17 protein-coding genes and 1 tRNA gene are annotated in these 16,019 nt (G+C 67.3%); 9 read left to right on the forward strand and 9 right to left on the reverse strand.

What is annotated here, in order from left to right:
• Window positions 1-52 precede the first annotated feature (52 nt).
• A tRNA-Thr gene (locus AB0F72_RS12805) sits at window positions 53-129 on the forward strand.
• A gap of 275 nt (window positions 130-404) precedes the next feature.
• Here the strand turns inward: AB0F72_RS12805 and AB0F72_RS12810 are convergent.
• Window positions 405-980: an acyltransferase family protein gene (locus AB0F72_RS12810; protein WP_360429669.1), complete on the reverse strand. Its 576-nt coding sequence runs from the start codon at window positions 978-980 to the stop codon at window positions 405-407.
• 129 nt (window positions 981-1,109) lie between these two features.
• Here AB0F72_RS12810 and AB0F72_RS12815 point away from each other — a divergent pair, with 129 nt between their 5' ends.
• On the forward strand, window positions 1,110-2,240 hold the full coding sequence (locus tag AB0F72_RS12815) for a geranylgeranyl reductase family protein (protein WP_360429672.1): 1,131 nt from the start codon (window positions 1,110-1,112) through the stop codon (window positions 2,238-2,240).
• Between the two features lie 50 nt (window positions 2,241-2,290).
• Here the strand turns inward: AB0F72_RS12815 and AB0F72_RS12820 are convergent, their stop codons facing one another.
• The 5 genes from AB0F72_RS12820 to AB0F72_RS12840 form a co-directional block, all read right to left on the reverse strand.
• A complete protein-coding gene (locus AB0F72_RS12820; RefSeq protein WP_360429675.1) occupies window positions 2,291-2,812 on the reverse strand; it encodes a DUF6226 family protein in 522 nt (173 codons plus the stop codon).
• A 56-nt stretch (window positions 2,813-2,868) separates the two neighbouring features.
• Entirely contained in the window at window positions 2,869-3,069 is a 201-nt protein-coding gene (locus tag AB0F72_RS12825; RefSeq protein WP_360429678.1) for a DUF397 domain-containing protein, read from the reverse strand.
• Between the two features lie 213 nt (window positions 3,070-3,282).
• Window positions 3,283-3,477: a DUF397 domain-containing protein gene (locus AB0F72_RS12830; protein WP_360429681.1), complete on the reverse strand. Its 195-nt coding sequence runs from the start codon at window positions 3,475-3,477 to the stop codon at window positions 3,283-3,285.
• A 21-nt stretch (window positions 3,478-3,498) separates the two neighbouring features.
• Complete coding sequence (locus AB0F72_RS12835) at window positions 3,499-4,350, reverse strand: helix-turn-helix transcriptional regulator (protein ID WP_360429684.1); 852 nt, start codon at window positions 4,348-4,350, stop codon at window positions 3,499-3,501.
• Between the two features lie 230 nt (window positions 4,351-4,580).
• Complete coding sequence (locus AB0F72_RS12840; protein ID WP_360429687.1) at window positions 4,581-5,018, reverse strand: DUF6232 family protein; 438 nt, start codon at window positions 5,016-5,018, stop codon at window positions 4,581-4,583.
• A gap of 437 nt (window positions 5,019-5,455) precedes the next feature.
• On the opposite strand from AB0F72_RS12840, the gene AB0F72_RS12845 reads away from it, so the two are divergent.
• Window positions 5,456-5,941, forward strand: a complete 486-nt coding sequence (locus tag AB0F72_RS12845) for a DUF2231 domain-containing protein (protein ID WP_360429690.1) — start codon at window positions 5,456-5,458, stop codon at window positions 5,939-5,941.
• A 24-nt stretch (window positions 5,942-5,965) separates the two neighbouring features.
• Window positions 5,966-6,505 carry a type 1 glutamine amidotransferase domain-containing protein gene (locus AB0F72_RS12850; protein WP_360429929.1) on the forward strand — a complete coding sequence of 180 codons (540 nt, stop codon included), beginning with the start codon at window positions 5,966-5,968 and terminating at the stop codon, window positions 6,503-6,505.
• On the opposite strand, the gene AB0F72_RS12855 is transcribed toward AB0F72_RS12850, so the two are convergent.
• The 3 genes from AB0F72_RS12855 to AB0F72_RS12865 are packed head-to-tail and all read right to left on the reverse strand — an operon-like array spanning window position 6,502 to window position 9,283.
• Window positions 6,502-7,791, reverse strand: coding sequence for an MFS transporter (locus AB0F72_RS12855; protein WP_360429693.1), 1,290 nt, complete (start codon window positions 7,789-7,791; stop codon window positions 6,502-6,504). The two genes, AB0F72_RS12850 and AB0F72_RS12855, sit on opposite strands and share 4 nt — an antisense overlap.
• A 34-nt stretch (window positions 7,792-7,825) precedes the next feature.
• A complete protein-coding gene (locus tag AB0F72_RS12860) occupies window positions 7,826-8,314 on the reverse strand; it encodes an NUDIX domain-containing protein (protein ID WP_360429696.1) in 489 nt (162 codons plus the stop codon).
• Between the two features lie 51 nt (window positions 8,315-8,365).
• Window positions 8,366-9,283 carry a Ku protein gene (locus AB0F72_RS12865; protein WP_360429699.1) on the reverse strand — a complete coding sequence of 306 codons (918 nt, stop codon included), beginning with the start codon at window positions 9,281-9,283 and terminating at the stop codon, window positions 8,366-8,368.
• 63 nt (window positions 9,284-9,346) lie between these two features.
• Here AB0F72_RS12865 and ligD (AB0F72_RS12870) point away from each other — a divergent pair, with 63 nt between their 5' ends.
• The 5 genes from ligD (AB0F72_RS12870) (at window position 9,347) to AB0F72_RS12890 (ending at window position 15,975) form a co-directional block, all read left to right on the forward strand.
• Window positions 9,347-10,291: a non-homologous end-joining DNA ligase gene (gene ligD, locus AB0F72_RS12870; protein ID WP_360429702.1), complete on the forward strand. Its 945-nt coding sequence runs from the start codon at window positions 9,347-9,349 to the stop codon at window positions 10,289-10,291.
• Complete coding sequence (gene ligD, locus AB0F72_RS12875; protein ID WP_360429704.1) at window positions 10,278-11,204, forward strand: non-homologous end-joining DNA ligase; 927 nt, start codon at window positions 10,278-10,280, stop codon at window positions 11,202-11,204. Before ligD (AB0F72_RS12870) ends, ligD (AB0F72_RS12875) begins: the two co-directional genes overlap by 14 nt.
• A gap of 23 nt (window positions 11,205-11,227) precedes the next feature.
• Window positions 11,228-12,916 carry an Ig-like domain-containing protein gene (locus AB0F72_RS12880; RefSeq protein ID WP_360429707.1) on the forward strand — a complete coding sequence of 563 codons (1,689 nt, stop codon included), beginning with the start codon at window positions 11,228-11,230 and terminating at the stop codon, window positions 12,914-12,916.
• Between the two features lie 185 nt (window positions 12,917-13,101).
• Window positions 13,102-14,526: an Ig-like domain-containing protein gene (locus AB0F72_RS12885; protein WP_360429931.1), complete on the forward strand. Its 1,425-nt coding sequence runs from the start codon at window positions 13,102-13,104 to the stop codon at window positions 14,524-14,526.
• Between the two features lie 33 nt (window positions 14,527-14,559).
• Window positions 14,560-15,975 carry an Ig-like domain-containing protein gene (locus tag AB0F72_RS12890; RefSeq protein ID WP_360429710.1) on the forward strand — a complete coding sequence of 472 codons (1,416 nt, stop codon included), beginning with the start codon at window positions 14,560-14,562 and terminating at the stop codon, window positions 15,973-15,975.
• The last annotated feature ends 44 nt before the right edge of the window (window positions 15,976-16,019 follow it).

A 16,019-nucleotide genomic window follows, 5' to 3' on the forward strand; every position in this document is an offset into this window, starting at 1 on the left:
TGCCGTCCCCGTGCGGACGGTTCCGGACAATGCCGTACACTGACTTCTCGTTGCCGCCTTAGCTCAGTCGGCTAGAGCGACGCACTCGTAATGCGTAGGTCGACGGTTCGATTCCGTCAGGCGGCTCCACGAGAAACCCCAGGTCATAAGGCCTGGGGTTTCTGCATTTGAAGATCGAAAAGCTGTGACGCTCTGCAATGGGGGCACTGCCGCGTCGGCATCCTGTCCATAAGCCGCCCGGGCGGGGTGACTACAGGTCTTCCACGCATGCCTCGCCTTCGGGGATGTCCATGGCGGCCATGGCGTCCGGGTCCGTCACAACCCAGCCCCGCACCACCCAGGAGTCGCGGTCGGTGCGGTGCGCGGAGTGCTCGCTGTGCATCTTGCCGGGGTGATCCGGCAGGTCACCGCTGTGGCTTGAGCAGCCAGTCGACCGGAGGGCTGACCAGCGGTCGCAACACCCGCACCGCAGGCCTGCTGGCGGTGATCCAGACCAGCGCGACGACCGCGGCGACCAGCAGCAGCAAGGCTGCGATGTTGTCGACCTGGCGGGGGAGGGACGACCAGGCGAAGGCGAGGACGACGAACCCGTGCAGCAGGTACGGGTACATGGAGTTGGCTCCCCAGCCCGTGAGGACCGTCTGGCGACGGGGAGCAAGCATCATGATCGCCCAGATCATCGCCACCCCCACGGCCATCAGACCGAGCCGGATCAGGATGCCCTCGCTCACCTCCACCTCGAGCCGCTGGTAAGCGCTGTTCCAGTACACCCAGGCGTTCGACAGGCGCGAGGCGACCAGATAGGCGATCGGCACGGCGGCGACGAGCACGGCGACCGCGGTCAGCTGCACGAGCCGAGACGGGCGGTACGCGAGCTTGCCGCGACCGAGCCAGACGCCGAGGACGAAGAAGGGCAGCATTCCCGCCACCCGGTTCAAGGACAGGGGGTGACCGAGCACCGTGGCCACCGTGGTTGTCACCCGGCTAGGGTGCCGGTCGGTCGATATCCGGGCTAGCAGGTGTGGGAAAGATCACCCACCGTGAGGTCGTCCCGCCACGTATCGACGTCTGCCTTTTCGTTGCCGGGGTGATCTCAATAGACTTCCGGGATGCGGCCGGAGGCGGAATGGGACGTCGCTGTGGTCGGGGGCGGCCCGGCGGGCCTCGCGGCGGCTCATGCCGCTGCCTCGGCCGGCGCCCGGGTGGTGGTGCTGGAGCGGGCCGAACATCCCCGCTACAAGACATGTGGTGGCGGGCTGCTCGCGCCGTCCGTGGCGTTGAGCGCCGACAAGTTCACCGTTCCGGCTCGGGACCGGATCAATGCGGTGACCTTCACCCACGACGGGCGGCGGGCCTTCACCCGCAGGTCGGCCGGGGAGCCGGTGGTCACGATGGTGCGCCGGGACGACTTCGACTCTGCCTGGTGCCGCGCGGTCGTCGAGGCCGGCGGCATCGTCAGACAAAACATTTTGGTACGGGGTATCGCGCAGGACCGGGATAGGGCCACGGTGACGCTCGACGGCGGTGCGGAGATCACCGCGCGGGTGGTGATCGGGGCGGACGGCTCGGCGGGGGTCAGCGCGCGGCATGTCGGTGTGACGTTCGAACAGCAGGATCTCGGGCTGGAACTGGAGCTGGCGGCGACCAGGGAGGACCGGGAGCGGTGGCAGGGGCGGCTGCTGCTGGACTGGGGGCCGGTGCCGGGCTCCTACGGCTGGGTGTTTCCCAAGGGCGACCAGACCACCGTCGGCGTGATCATGGAAAAGGGGCGCGGCGCCGAGACGAAGCGGTACCTGCGGGACTTCGTGGCGCGGCTCGGCCTGGCTGATCGCGCGGTGCTGCGTGACTCGGGGCATCTGACCCGGTGCCGGCGCGCGGACGCCCCGGTGCGGCGCGGGCGGGTACTCGTCGCGGGGGACGCTGCCGGGCTGCTCGAACCGTGGACGCGTGAGGGGATCAGCTACGCCTTGCGGTCCGGGACGTGGGCCGGGCGCATCGCCGCGGGCGACGCGGACCTCGGTGAGTACGACCGGATCGTCGGCGAGCGTCTCGCGCCGGAGATGGCGGCCGGCCGGCGGCTGCTGCGGCTTTTCGGCAGGCATCCGGCGCTCGTGCACGCTGCCATGGCGAGTCCGCTCGGGTGGCGGGCGTTCACCGGCTTCTGTCGTGGAGAGATCTCCATGACCCGGGTCCTGCGCCGCCGCCCGATCCGTGCGGCCGTCGGGTTTCTGGGTCGGTGAGTTTGTCAGGGTCGGTGAGTTCGTCAGGATCAGAATTACCGCGATCGGAATTACCGCGATCGGAACTGCCAGGGCGCCCACTGCACCGCAGCGGCGAATCCGCCGCGGCGGGCGTCCCGCGCGCCGGCCGCGGAGAGCGGGCCCTCCCGGTCCGCGGTGACGCCGGCGCCGATCAGCCTGGTCTCGAACCAGGATCCCCCCACGCCACGACGAACGCGTTCCCAGAGCCCGCCCTCGATCAGGGCAGCGGTGTGAACGCGTAACCGTTCCGCCAGCACTCGCGGGTCGTCGTCGCAGGTGTCGCAGGCACACGGCGGCAGGGACTCCTCCCACCAGCGGCCGAGCCGCAGAACCAGGCCCGGACTGGTGAAGTGGATCGCCAGCGGCGCGGCGGAGGGGGAGCGGGGGATGAGGCGGACGGTCCGCACGAGCGCGTCGTCGAGCCCGAACGGTTCCTTGGTCTCCCGGCGCTCCACCAGGTAGCGCTCGGTGAGGTCGTCCAGCAGGGCGTCGGCCGCATCGTGCAGCGCACCGAAGCGGTCCGTCGGGGTGGCGTGCCGATCGCCGTCCACCAGTGCAGTATGCCGCGTACGGCCCGCGGCGCCAGGATGCTCCACCGGAAGCGGAGTCATCCGAAACCGAAATCCCCGGCCTTGACTCCCGCGACGAACGCCTCCCACTCGGCACGGGTGAAGGCCAGCGGAGCGATGCCGAGATTCTTCGAGTCCCGGATCAGGACCTCGTCTCCGACCGTCGCCACCTCGACACAGGTGCCGCCGGTGCAATCTCTGCTACGTCGCCAGTGCAGCCTTTCCGTCGGATTGATCATGTGTGCGTACCTCCATGACGGCTCGAATCCACGGTATGCGAATGAACCGGGCCTGGAAGCGTATTCACATGAGTGAAACGAAAGGGCGCCGCTTATCACCTCAAATGTGAGGTATGCGGCGCCTCTTCGAACTGATATACGTTATTTGTGAATATTTTTTGCCGCGCCCGCCTCACGAAGCCGGCTACGCGAAGCGGGCGGCTGGCCGGACTGTCAGAAGCGGAATTCGCCCGCGGCCACACCCTCGACGAACGCGTCCCACTCGTCCTTCGTGAAGGCGAGCGCCGCGGACTGCGGGTTCTTCGAGTCGCGGATGAGGTACCGGTCATCGACCTTGGCGACCTCGACGCAGGTTGACGTTCCGCAGCGGCTGCTCTTGCGCCATGCGGGCACGTTCATGTCTACCATTGTGGACCTTCCACGCTTTGTTTATCGGGTTTCCCGAGAGCCGTTGCTCTCCAGGATCTCTATTTGCCCGCGGATGAATTCGATCGTGTCTTCCTCATCCGCGACCTCTTGCCAGACCTTGTCGTAACGAGCGCGATGTTTCGCGGTCGACTCGCGGTCCTCGATCAATTCGTCACCGATACCGGTCTCCCGGTAGAGGACCTCACCCTCGCCGAGCACCAGCAGGTCGAAGCTGGCGTTGTTGGTGACCGAGGCGTCGAGGGAGAACGGGACCATCCGTACCCGGACGGTGCCGTTCTCGGCCAGCGCCTTGATGTCACGCAGCTGGTCGGCAAAAATCTCCGGCCCGCCGATGGTGCGTCGCAGCACCGATTCGTCGACCATCATCAGGATCTGTACGTCGTTCCGGGACAGCAGCGCCTCCCGGCGCAGCGCCCGGGCCTTCACCCGCCAGCTCCGCTGTTTTTCGGTCAACTCATCCTCGTACCGCTGCATCAGGGCAGTTGCGTACGCCGTCGTCTGCAACGGGCCGGGAATGTAGTAGATCGAGTACGACCGGATCTCAGCGGCCTCGGACTCGTACTCGATGAGTTTGCGCAGGTGGTCGGTGAGGTTCTCGCGGAACCCGGGCGCCTGGTACCACGCCTGGCGTTGCCGGGTCCGTGCGACGCGGGCGTCCGCGATCATCGCCGCGACGGCCGCCTTGTCCCGGATCCCGAGGTAGGACAGCAGGGGCCGGAGGTCGTTCGGGGAGATGCTGACGTCCCCGTTCTCAATCCGGATCACCTTGCTGAGCGACCACTCCATCTCCTCGGCGACCTGGAGCTGGGTGAGATCGGCTCGCTCCCGCGCTTCACGAAGCGCGAGCCGCACGCGTCGGCGCGCGATCGTAGGCGAGTCACCCTCAGCCATGAGTCCTTCATCGTCGAAGTAAATGGTGACATTCGGTAACAGCGGACCTGCGATGTGCTACCTCGCTGAATGCCAAGTGGCACTCAGCGAGGTCGCGGACATCCTATTACTGTCCTATCAGAACGAGGGGTGCAAGGTGCGGTTTTGATCAAATAGAGATCTCACCCGAGAGGTATTCGCGAATCGCCTGGTCAGGCCACGGCTAGCCCGTACCCCCAGGGCGTTCGGCCGGAGCCTTCCATGGCCCTTCGCAGCGCCCGGCTCACCTGGTTGAAGACCCGTGCGTCGGACGAGGAATAGAGCACCACTGCCTGGTTCCGGTACTGCGCATGCAGCTCCCAGTGCCTCGGCTGCCGCCACACGGCCATTACAGCCGGTGCTGAGACGGCGAGGAATCCCGCCACGTACCACGTGGGGCTCGGCATCAGGCTCCAGCCGGCGACCGCCGCGAACATGACGCCGACGGCGAGGGCCGGCGCGAATGGTCGCATCCGCGCGGGCGCCTGGACGAGGCCGACATTGCGAAGTTCCCGCACGGTGAAGGAGCGTTGTGCCGAGACGGTGTTCCAGACGAAAAGATCGTCGGTCACCATGGCGTCGGGCCCGTGATAATAGGTTCGCGTGCGCATGGCGAACTCCTCTTCGCTTTGTCTTGCGAGGGGGAGGAGAGCGGGCCACCATTGGCGCGAGGACGCCCCCGCCTCGCGTGCCGCAAAAGATCAGAGCCGTAACAGAAGAGCCGTAACAGAAGAGCCGTAAACAAGAAGAGCCGTACACAGAACGATGCCGTAGAGGCGGACAACGGCACCCGTTTGCCGCCGGGTGCCGTTGTATGTCTCTCCCTCCGACTCCACCCTTTCTTGCCGTATCTGTAGTACAGCACGCCACCCCGCTGTCCGCCATCACTCAATCTGCCATGTTGCAGATTGCGTACAAGCCGATGTGACCGACTGTGGGTACGGGCATGGCCTCCCCCGGTGGCGTTTCAGCCCCGAGTCGACCGGGTAGCCCAGACACGGACGCCGCGACGAACCCGTATTTACCCAGGTGGGAAGGCGAATGCCGGATGGAGAGCCGATTGAGTGTCGCGGGCCAGGCGGTGCAGCCGATATTGGTGATGTTCCCGCTCGGTCTATTCGCGATGGCCGTTATGTTCGATATGGCCGACTTGCTGGGGGGCCCTAGCATCTTGGGAGCCCTGGCCTACTGGAACGTCATCGCCGGACTGGTCGGCGGGGTGCTCGCCACGCTGGCCGGAGCGGTCGACGTGATGTTCGTGAGCAGCCCCGAAGCGCGCCGCCTCGGTGTGCTCCGCGGCCTGATCAACATGGGTGTGCTGGTGATCTTCGCGGTCACCCTGATGCTCCGCGTGCACACCCCCGAACGTGTCGTCGGCGGCGGTCTCTTCGTCGTCGAGGTGCTCGCGCTGGCGCTCGCGATCTTCGGAGCCTGGTTCGCCGGTGAGCTCGCCAACGGCCGCACGCCGGCGTTCGCCCGAGCCGCCACCGGGAAGGCGTTTGCCCGGCCGGTCACCGGGAACCGCAACATCTGACAGTTGTTGCGGAAGGAGTGGATGATGGCCGCATCGATCAAGGGGAAGCGCGTTGCTTTCCTCGCGACCGACGGTGTGGAGGAGATCGAGTACACCGAACCCCGGAAAGCCGTGGAATCCGCCGGTGGAACCGCGGAACTGATCTCGATCAAAGACGGCGACATCCAGGCCGTCAATCACATGGACAAGGCAGGCACGTACCGCGTGGAGAAGAGCGTCAGCGACGCCGACCCCGCCGATTACGACGCGCTCGTCCTCCCCGGCGGCGTCGCCAATCCGGATTTCCTGCGTGCCGACTCGGACGCGGTCCGATTCGTGCGTGATTTCGTCAACGCCGGCAAGCCGGTGGCTGCGATCTGCCATGGCCCGTGGACCCTCGTCGAAGCCGGCGTGGTCGACGGCCGCACCCTGACCAGCTGGCCCAGCCTGCGCACCGACCTGGTCAACGCCGGGGCGACGTGGGTCGACGAGCAGGTCTTCGTGGACAACGGGCTGGTCACCAGCCGCAAGCCGGACGACCTGCCGGCATTCTGCGAGGCGATGCTGGACCAGATCGCCGCCTAGGAGCGGGCGGCTGCCGCGGCGGCCCATTCGTCGTCGGCGGCCTTCTTCAGGGCCATGCCGTCCTTGCCGTCGTAGCGGACCAGTTTCGGCAGCGCGGCGGCCAGGGCGACGGTCCCGGCCACGCAGAGCACGCCACCCACCCAGATCGCGCCTGGCACGCCCAGCGAGGTGCGGGCCATCAGGCCGGATCGCAGCTGGCCGGTGAGCGGGCCGGTGGTGTACGAGAGCATCTCGATGCCGGCCAGCCGTCCGCGCAGATGGTCGGGGATGGTCTGGTTCCAGATGATCATGCGGAAGATGCCGGAGATCATGTCGGCCGCGCCGGCGAAGGCCAGGCAGAGCAGCGTCAGCCAGAGCGATGTCGACAGGCCGACGCCGACGATGCCGACACCCCAGAAGCCGGCCGCGATCAGCACCATCAGGCCGTGCCGGTGCACCCGCCCGGTCCAGCCGGAGCCGAGCGTCGCGATCAGGGAGCCGACCGCCGGCGCCGCGTAGAGCAGGCCGAGCACGCTGGGCCCGCCGAGCTTGTTCGCGAGGAACGGGTAGAGCGCGGACGGCATGCCGAAGAACATCGCGTTGATGTCGACCAGGTACGTGCCGAGCAGCTCGGGGCGGGACTTGGCGTACCGCAGGCCGGTGACGACGCTGGACAGGGACGGGCGGTCCGCGGCCGGGGGCGGCGGGACGGCTTTGACCAGGGTCAGGCAGGTCAGCGAGACGGCGAAGGTGAGCAGGTCGAACGCGTACACCCAAGCCAGGTCGAAGTTGGCGAGCAGGATGCCGGCCAGCGGCATGCCGAAGAGCTGGGCGAACTGGGCGCCGAGCGACTGCAGCGACATTGTCGCCGGCAGCTGTTCCGGCTTGACCAGACGCGGGACCATCGCCTCCAGGGCCGGGCGTTGCAGGCCGGCCACGGCCGCGGTGAGGAACGCGGCGACGTAGAGCAGCCACAGGTGCGGCTCGTCGGAGAGCGAGTTGACCAGGAGGATGCCGCAGATCACGGCGAGCGCGACCTCGGCGCCGCGGACCAGCAGCCGCCGGTCGATGTAGTCGGCGAGCGCGCCACCCACGAACGCCATGATCAGAATCGGGACCAGCTCGCAGACGCCGATCAGACCGACCATCAGCGGGTCGTCGGTCAGCTTCGCCACCTGGTACGGGATGGTGACGTAACTGATGAAGGACCCGAAGCTCGTCACCACGCCGGCGGTGAACACGAACCGGAAGTCCCGGGACGTGCGTAACGGCGTGAGGTCGAGGGCGAAGCGCTTGCGGTCGGTCACGAGGGGCCATCCTGCCTGACCTGGCCCCCGCCGGTCACTTCATTACCAGCCGCCCGGTCTTGCGGAAGTTCTCGAGGTCGCTCAACGCCTCGTCGAGGACGAACGATTTCGGACCGGGCAGCGCGTCCAGGGGGAAGAACCCGGCGTCCACGCTCTCGTCGGTCTGCCGGAGGAGCTCGCCCTCCCAGCTGTGCACCACGAACGACATCAGCACCTGCTGGTACGTGTGCTGGAACTCGTTGGTGTACGTGTACGCCGTGTAGAACGCGTACGGCGTGAGCGAGGTCGCCCGCAGCCCGGTCTCCTCCCAGAGCTCGCGGACCGCGCACTCCTCCATGCTCTCGCCGAGCTCCATCGCACCGGCCGGGATCGCCCAGCGATGGTTGTCCGAGCGCTGGATCAGCAGCAACCGGTTCTGATCGTCGAAGACCAGGGTGCGCGCCCCGACGAAGAAAATGGTGTCGGTGTCACCGACGCTGGCCCGAACCCGGCCCAGGTAAGACTCAGCCCACGTCAGCGCCACCGGGCCACCCCGCCGCTGACGACCCATGCAAATCCCATGGGCCGAGCGTAGTCACGCGGACTTCTTCGCGGGCTTCTCGGCGGACGTGGACTTCCTCGCAGTGGTGGCCTTCTTGGCGGGCGCCGCCTTCTTCGGAGCGGCCTTCTTCTTGGCCGGCGCCGCCTTCTTCGCCGGCGCCTCTTCCGTGGAAGAGCGTGCCTGACGCGCGCGCTCGACGGACGCCTTGAGCGCGGCCATCAGGTCGATCGCGGCGGCCGGCGCCTCCTCGGCCTCCTCCGGCTGGACCACCTCGCGGCCCTCGACCTTGGCGTCGATGACCTCCTGGAGCGCGGCCCGGTAGTTGTCGGTGAAGTCGTCCGCGTTGAACGTCCCGGCCATCGAGTCGATCAGGGAGCTCGCCATCGCCAGCTCGGCCGGCCGGGTCTCGATGTCGTCGTCGAGGAAGCCGAAGTCGGGGGTGCGGACCTCGTCGGGCCACATCATGGTGTTCAGGATCAGCACGTCGTCGCGGACCCGGAGGGTGGCGAGCTGCTCCCGCTGCCGGATGGCGATCTTGACGATGGCGACCCGGTCGGCGTCCCGCAGGGCGTCGCGGAGCAGGACGTACGGCTTGGCGGCCTGGCCCTCGGGCTCCAGGTAGTACGACTTCGCGAACAGGATCGGGTCGATCTGCTCGGCCGGGACGAATTCCAGCACGTCAATGGCTCGGGAGGTGCTGAGCGGCAGCTCGGCGAAGTCCTCGTCGGTCAAGATCACCATTTCGCCGCCGCCGATGTCGTACCCCTTGGCGATGTCGTCGTAACTGACCACTTCGCCGTCGACCGAGCAGGTGCGCTGGTACTTGATCCGGCCACCGTCGGTGCGATGCACCTGGTGGAACCGGATGTCCTTCTCCTCGGTCGCCGAATACAGCTTGACCGCGATCGACACCAGGCCGAACGAGACAGCGCCTTTCCAGATCGCCCGCATGTTCTCAGAATCGCATTACTGGGACGCCTGCGTAAGGTGATTGCTTCTGCTTATGGTGATCAGATGCCGGGTCCACCCCTGTCGCCGATGCTCGCGACGGCGGGCCCGCTACCGGTGGGGCCGCAGTGGAGCTACGAGTTCAAGTGGGACGGCGTCCGCGTCCTGGCCCTGTTCGGCGGCGGTCCGCCGGACCTTTTCGCGCGCTCCGGAGCCGTGGTCACCGCCGCCTACCCGGAGATCACTGACCTGCATCTGCCGGAGGGCACGCTGCTCGACGGCGAGATGGTGGTCCTCGACGCGGCGGGACGGCCGTCGTTCACCGCGCTGGCCGAGCGCATGCATGTGCGGGACAAGACCCGGGCCGCCCGACTCGCGGTGAGCCTGCCGGTCACGTACATGATCTTTGATTTGCTCTATCTGGACGGGATCGATCACACCGGGCTGCCCTATCTCGCCCGCCGGGAGCGGCTGGAGGAGCTTGGCCTCGGGGGGCCACGCTGGATGGTGCCGCCGTCGTTCGGTGACGGGGCCGCGACCGCCGCGGCCGCCCGGGAGAACCACCTCGAGGGCGTCATGGCGAAGCGCTCCGACTCGGTCTACCTGCCCGGACATCGCTCGCCGGACTGGGTGAAGGTCAAGTTCGACCGGACCGGCGACTACGTGATCGGCGGCTGGCGGCCGGGCGCCCGCAAACTGGGCGGCCTGCTGATCGGCGTGCCGACCGCCGGCGGCCTGGCGTTCCGCGGCCGGGTCGGCGGCGGCATCGGCGCGGTCGCGGAGAAAGAGCTGCTGGCCCGGCTCGAGCCACTCGCTTCCAGCGAGTCGCCCTTCGCCGCGGGCGCGGTGCCGAGGGAGGATTCGCGCGGAGCCCATTGGGTACGCCCGGAGTTGGTCGCCGAGATCAGATACGGCAACCAGACGCCCGACCGTCGTCTGCGGTTCCCCCGGTTCCTGCGGCTGCGCGACGACAAGACCGCAGCGGAGTGTGCCGACGATGAAGACGCCTGACCGGTTCGTGGTCACCGTCGAGGGTCGCGACCTCGAGCTGTCCAACCTCGACAAGGTGATGTACCCGGCGGCCGGATTCACCAAGGGCGAAGTGATCGACTACTACACCCGGATCGCCCCGGTCATGCTGCCTCACCTGCGCGATCGCCCGGCCACGCGGATCCGCTTCCCGAACGGCGTCGAGGGCATGCACTTCTTCGAGAAGAACAAGCCCGGGGGTACGCCGGACTGGGTGCGCCTGGAGACCCTGCCGGTGCCCGGTTCCACCAAGAGCCGGGAGACCATCGAGTTCGTGGTCGTCGAGGACCTGCCCACGCTCGTCTGGCTGGCCAACCTGGCCGCGATCGAACTGCACACCCCGCAGTGGCGGATCGGCGCCGACCCGGACCTGATGGTGGTCGACCTGGACCCGGGCGCGCCGGCCGGGCTGCGGGAGTGCTGCGCGGTGGCGACCCTGATGCGGGACCGGCTCGCCGCGGACGGGATCGACGCCTACCCGAAGACGTCCGGGAAGAAAGGCATGCAACTGTGCTGCCCGATCTCCGGCACGCAGAACTCCGAGGTCGTCTCCGCGTACGCGAAGAAGGTCGCCGAAGAGCTGGCGGCGATGGTCCCCGGCTCGATCACCGCGAAGATGGCCAAGGCCGTCCGGCCGGGCAAGATTTTCATCGACTGGAGCCAGAACGCGGCGGCGAAGACGACGGTGACGCCGTATTCGCTGCGGGCGGGGGAGACGCCGACCGGCTCGACACCGCTGACCTGGGACGAAGTGATCGCGATGGCGACCGGGGAGGCGGAGGCGCGGCAGTTCGGGGCGGGCGAGGTGCTCCAGCGGGTGGAGGAGCATGGTGACCTTCTGGTGAATTTGTTGCGCGACGGGCCCGTCGTACCGGAACCGGATCGACGTAAGTGATCTTCAGGTCGTAGAGTCTCGGCATGCTTCGCGCTGCCGCATCAGCGGTGATCACTTCTTCTCTTCTTCTCACCGCCGCCGGACCGGCCGCCGCCGCCGAGCCGGCTCCCGACACCACTCCGCCGGTGATCGTCTCCACCGGCCTGACCGAGGGCCAGTACATCCGGCCGTTCCACCGGCTCGTCGTGACCGCCACCGACGACGTGGCGCCCGTGGCCGTGGAGGTCATCGTCAACGGCGAGCCACCCGGTGGCGCCTACGGCCTCTACAACGGGCAGCTCCTCGCGCAGATCCCCCTCGTGGACATCGCTGACGACGCTGAGGTGAAGGTCGGCATCCGCGTCCGGGACGCCGCGTGGAACTGGAGCGAGACCGTCACGACGAAGGTCCTCGTCGACCGGGTGGTACCGACGGCGACCATCTCGCCGGCGGACGAGTTCCTCCTGGTCGGGCGTTCCCTGACGTTCACCGCGTCGGACGTGCCGGTGGACACCAGGTCGATCGTGATGTACGACCGCGACGACCGGGAGCTCGCCCGGGCGACCGCCGCGCCCTGGAAGCTACCTCTCAACACAGCGGACCTGGGCACCGTGCACTCCGTGCGGATCAGCATCGTCGACCGGGCCACCAACCAGACCGACTACTACCGCTTCTTCGACATCGACACCACCGGTCCGGAGATCTCCATCGAGTCCCAGGTTCCCGGGGTCATGGGTCCCGGCATGCGGCCCGTGCTCGGCTTCGCGGAGGACCGGGCCGGCGTCGCGCGGGCCGAGTGGTGGGTCGACGGCGCGGTGCGCGGGCGGAACCTGGACCAGCTCAACTACGACTTCGGCACGCGGGAGCGGACCGTCACCGTGGAGCTGCGCGTCTGGGACAAACTCGGCAACGTGACAGTCGGGCGGTACCCGTTCAAGGTCGACACGCAGGCGCCGACTCTCGTGTCCCACTCGCCCGCCGCGAACACCCGGGTGCGGGGCACGACTCTTCAGGCCTCGCTGCGTGTGTCGGACCCCTCCGGGGTCGGGTGGGTCATGACGGATGAGGGCTACGGGCCCGTCGGGACCTCCCCCTACACGGCCCGGTTCCGGCTCGGTCCGGACGGCAAGCACAACCTTGGCTGGCTGGTCGCGGACGTCTGGGGCAACGAGCGGAAGATCTACCAGACCGTCATCGTCGACAACACCGGTCCGTCGGTGGGCTGGCTCTCGCCGGGCAACAACGCCCTCGTTCGCGGTTCCAAGATCGCGTCGAGCGTCAAGGCCAGTGACGCGGCAGGCGTCCGGTCGGCCACGCTCTCCGGCGCGAAGGCGGACACCCTGGCGCCCTACGCCGCGTCGATCGCCGCCGGCAAGGACGGCAAGAAGACGCTGACCTGGACGGTCCTGGACAAGCTGGGCAACCCGACGACGGTCCGGCGGACCGTGATCGTGGACAACACCAAGGCCTCCCTCAAGGTGACCAAGGCGCCGGGAAACAAGGCCAAGGTGAGCGGCACCGTGAAGATGACCGCCTCGGCCAGCGACAAGAACGGCGTCGCGAAGGTCCAGCTGCTGGTCAACGGCAAGGTGGTCGCCACGGACGCCAAGGCGGCCTACACCTTCGCGGTCAACACCAAGAAATACGGCAAAACGATCAAGATCCAACTGCGGGCGTACGACAGGGCGGGCAACGTGACGACTACGGCGACCCGGACCTGGTACCGGAAGTGACGATCTGAGCTTCTCAGCCGATCGACCCGGTCGATCGGCCGAGGTCAGCCTCCCGTGCCGAGCCGGCAACGTCATCTCGGCTACCCGCAGAATGATCGCCGATTGAGATCGACTTTCATGATTCGCAGGGATTAGGCTCCTGCTCAGTTGATCTTCGGGAGACATCTTTGAGCACGTTGCGGACCGTGGTTGTGGCGGCGCTTTCCACTTCTCTCATCCTCTCGGGCGCGGCGCCCGCCCTTGCCGATGAGGTCGTCGACCACGTGGATCCGGTGGTCACCTCGACCGGCGTCACCGAGGGGCAGCTGATCGGGCTCTCATCGAGGATCTTCCCCACCGCCACCGATGACACCGGCGTGGAGTACCTGGCGGTGCTGATCGACGGCAGGGGCCGTATGCAGACCCGCGAGTCGGTGGCGAAGGACGGATTGCTGGTGACGCCGGGGGTCCAGTACGACGGCAAGGATGTGGATCTCACGATCCGTGCCTACGATGCTGCCCGGAACTATGCCGAAGCCACGACGCGGGTCCATGTTGACGCGGTGGCGCCGACGGCCACCTTCACGCCGGGCTCCTACCAGCGGGTGAGTGGCACCGCCACGATCACGGCCTCAGCCGTACCGGACGACGTCATCGAGATCGTTCTGAGCCAAGGCGACCGGAAGCTCAGCCGGGCGACTGCCGCGCCGTGGGTCCTCACCTGGCACACCCGGAGCACGGATCCCGGTCGGGACGGGAACTCGAAGGTCAAGTTCACCGTTCGGGACCGGGCCGGCAACGTGACTGAGGTCTACAAGCCCTACCGCGTCGACAACCTCGGACCCAAGGTCGAAGACGTCACGCCTCTGGTGGGTCGTGGGCGTTCGAACCTCTACGCCTTCGTCTCCGACCAGGGCGGAGTCGCCCGCCTGGAGTGGTGGGTGGACGGCGCGCTGCGTGGAAAAGACTGGGACTTCTCCTACGACTTCGGGACCCGCAGCCGGGTCGCCCCGGTCACGGTGAAGGCCTGGGACAGGTTCGGCAACCTTACGGCGGTGAGCCAGAACGTGGTCGTGGACGCGACCGGGCCCGGGGCCACCTGGGTCACGCCCAAGTCCGGTGCGCTCCTGCGAGGCACCAAGATTTCGACCGTCGTCAAGGTCTCCGACCCGTCCGGTTTCATCCACGGCAGTGTGGTCGGTGGCGAGACGATCAGCGGGCCGGCCGTCGATGCGACAAGTGGCAAGGTGACCGGAGTCCGGTACGTCAAGGCCGACGGTCGGTACACGCTCACCTGGAACGTTTACGACCGGGTGGACAACCGGACCACGGTGAGCCGGACCGTGACCGTGGACAACACCAAGGCGAAACTGAAGGTGACCAAGGCGCCGAAAAACAAGGCGAAGGTCAAGGGAACCGTGAAGGTCACCGCCTCGGCGAGCGACAAGAACGGTGTCGCCAAGGTTCAGCTGCTCGTCAACGGCAAGGTGGTGGCCACGGACAGCAAAGCGGCCTACACGTTCTCGGTCAACACCAAGAAGTACGGCAAGAAGATCAAGGTCCAAATGCGGGCGTACGACAAGGCGGGCAACGTGACCACCACGAGCACCCGCACCTGGTACCGCCGCTGATCAGGGCCGACACGGGGTGACTGGGGACAACGAATGACATACTCGCGTGCGGGCGCCGTCGCGGCGCTCGTCACCTCTCTGCTTCTCGCCGGCGCATCGCCGGCCTCGGCTGAGGAAGTCCCCGACGACACGAAGCCGATCGTCACGTCGACCGGCGTCGTCGCGGGGCAGTTCCTCGGGACGTTCCAGCGGGTCGCGCCCGTCTTCAGCGACAACGTCGGAGTGGATCGGCTGAATCTGCTGATCAACGGGGAGCTTCAGCACTCGTACAAAATCTCTCCGGGTATCTGGAGCCTTCCTCTTCAGCCGGACACCAAGTTCAACGGTCGTGAGGTGGACCTCACCGTCGAGGCCGTCGACGCCGCTGGAAACTCCGGCACGGCGATGACACGGGTGCGGGTGGACACGGTTGCGCCGGAGGCGGAGTTCACGCCCAGGAACGGCACCGCGCTGCCCAGTGCGGTCGTGACCATCAAGGCGACAGAGGTGTCCCCGGACGTTGTCACGATCAAGGCATCCAACGGTGCTCAAGCGACGTCGGCGCCGTGGAACCTCACATGGGATCCCCGAGCAGAGGTCAACACGGAGTCGGGGCTCACACTCTGGGTCTATGACCGAGCGGGCAACTATGCCGAATACGTCCGGCGGCACTACATCGACGCCACCGGTCCGGCGATCACGGTCGGCTCGCTACCGGCTCTGGTCGGAACCGGCCAGACCTACCTGTACGCACGTACGGGTGAAGTGACCGGCACTGATCGCTTCGAGTGGTGGATCGACGGCGTCCGGCGGTCCACACAGAACGGTTACCAGCACGACTTCGGTACCAGAAGCCGTGTCGCGACGGTGACCATCAAGGCGTGGGACAGGTTCGGCAACGCCTCCTCGCTCACCCGCAAGGTGACGGTGGACGCGACCGGCCCGGTGGTCACCTGGATCTCGCCGAAGTCCGGCGTTCTGCTCCGAGGGAAGACGGTGCCGACGTCGATCCGCGCGGTCGACGCGCACACCGAGTCGGAGGCCCTGCTCGGCAACAACGCCTCCGGATACCTGGTCTGCAAGCCGATCTGCAGCTCGAAGGCCCTGCTCGTCGAGGGCAAGCAGAACCTGGTCTGGTACGTCTACGACCGCTTCGGCAACGCGACGACCGTCCGCCGCCCGGTGATCGTGGACAACACCAAGGCTTCGCTGAAGGTGACCAAGGCGCCGAAGAACAAGGCGAAGGTCAAGGGCACCGTGAAGATCACCGCTTCGGCGAGCGACAGGAACGGCGTCGCCAAGGTTCAGCTGCTGGTCAACGGCAAGGTGGTGGCGACCGACGCCAAGGCCGCCTACAAGTTCTCACTGAACACCAAGAAGTACGGCAAGAAGATCAAGGTCCAACTGCGGGCGTACGACAAGGCGGGCAACGTGACCACCACGAGCACCCGCACCTGGTACCGCCGCTGATCTGAGCTGCGTGAACGGCCCGGCCCCGGACGACGGGGGCCGGG

The sequence above is a fragment of the Actinoplanes sp. NPDC023936 genome (genome assembly GCF_040639325.1).
GTDB lineage: Bacteria > Actinomycetota > Actinomycetes > Mycobacteriales > Micromonosporaceae > Actinoplanes.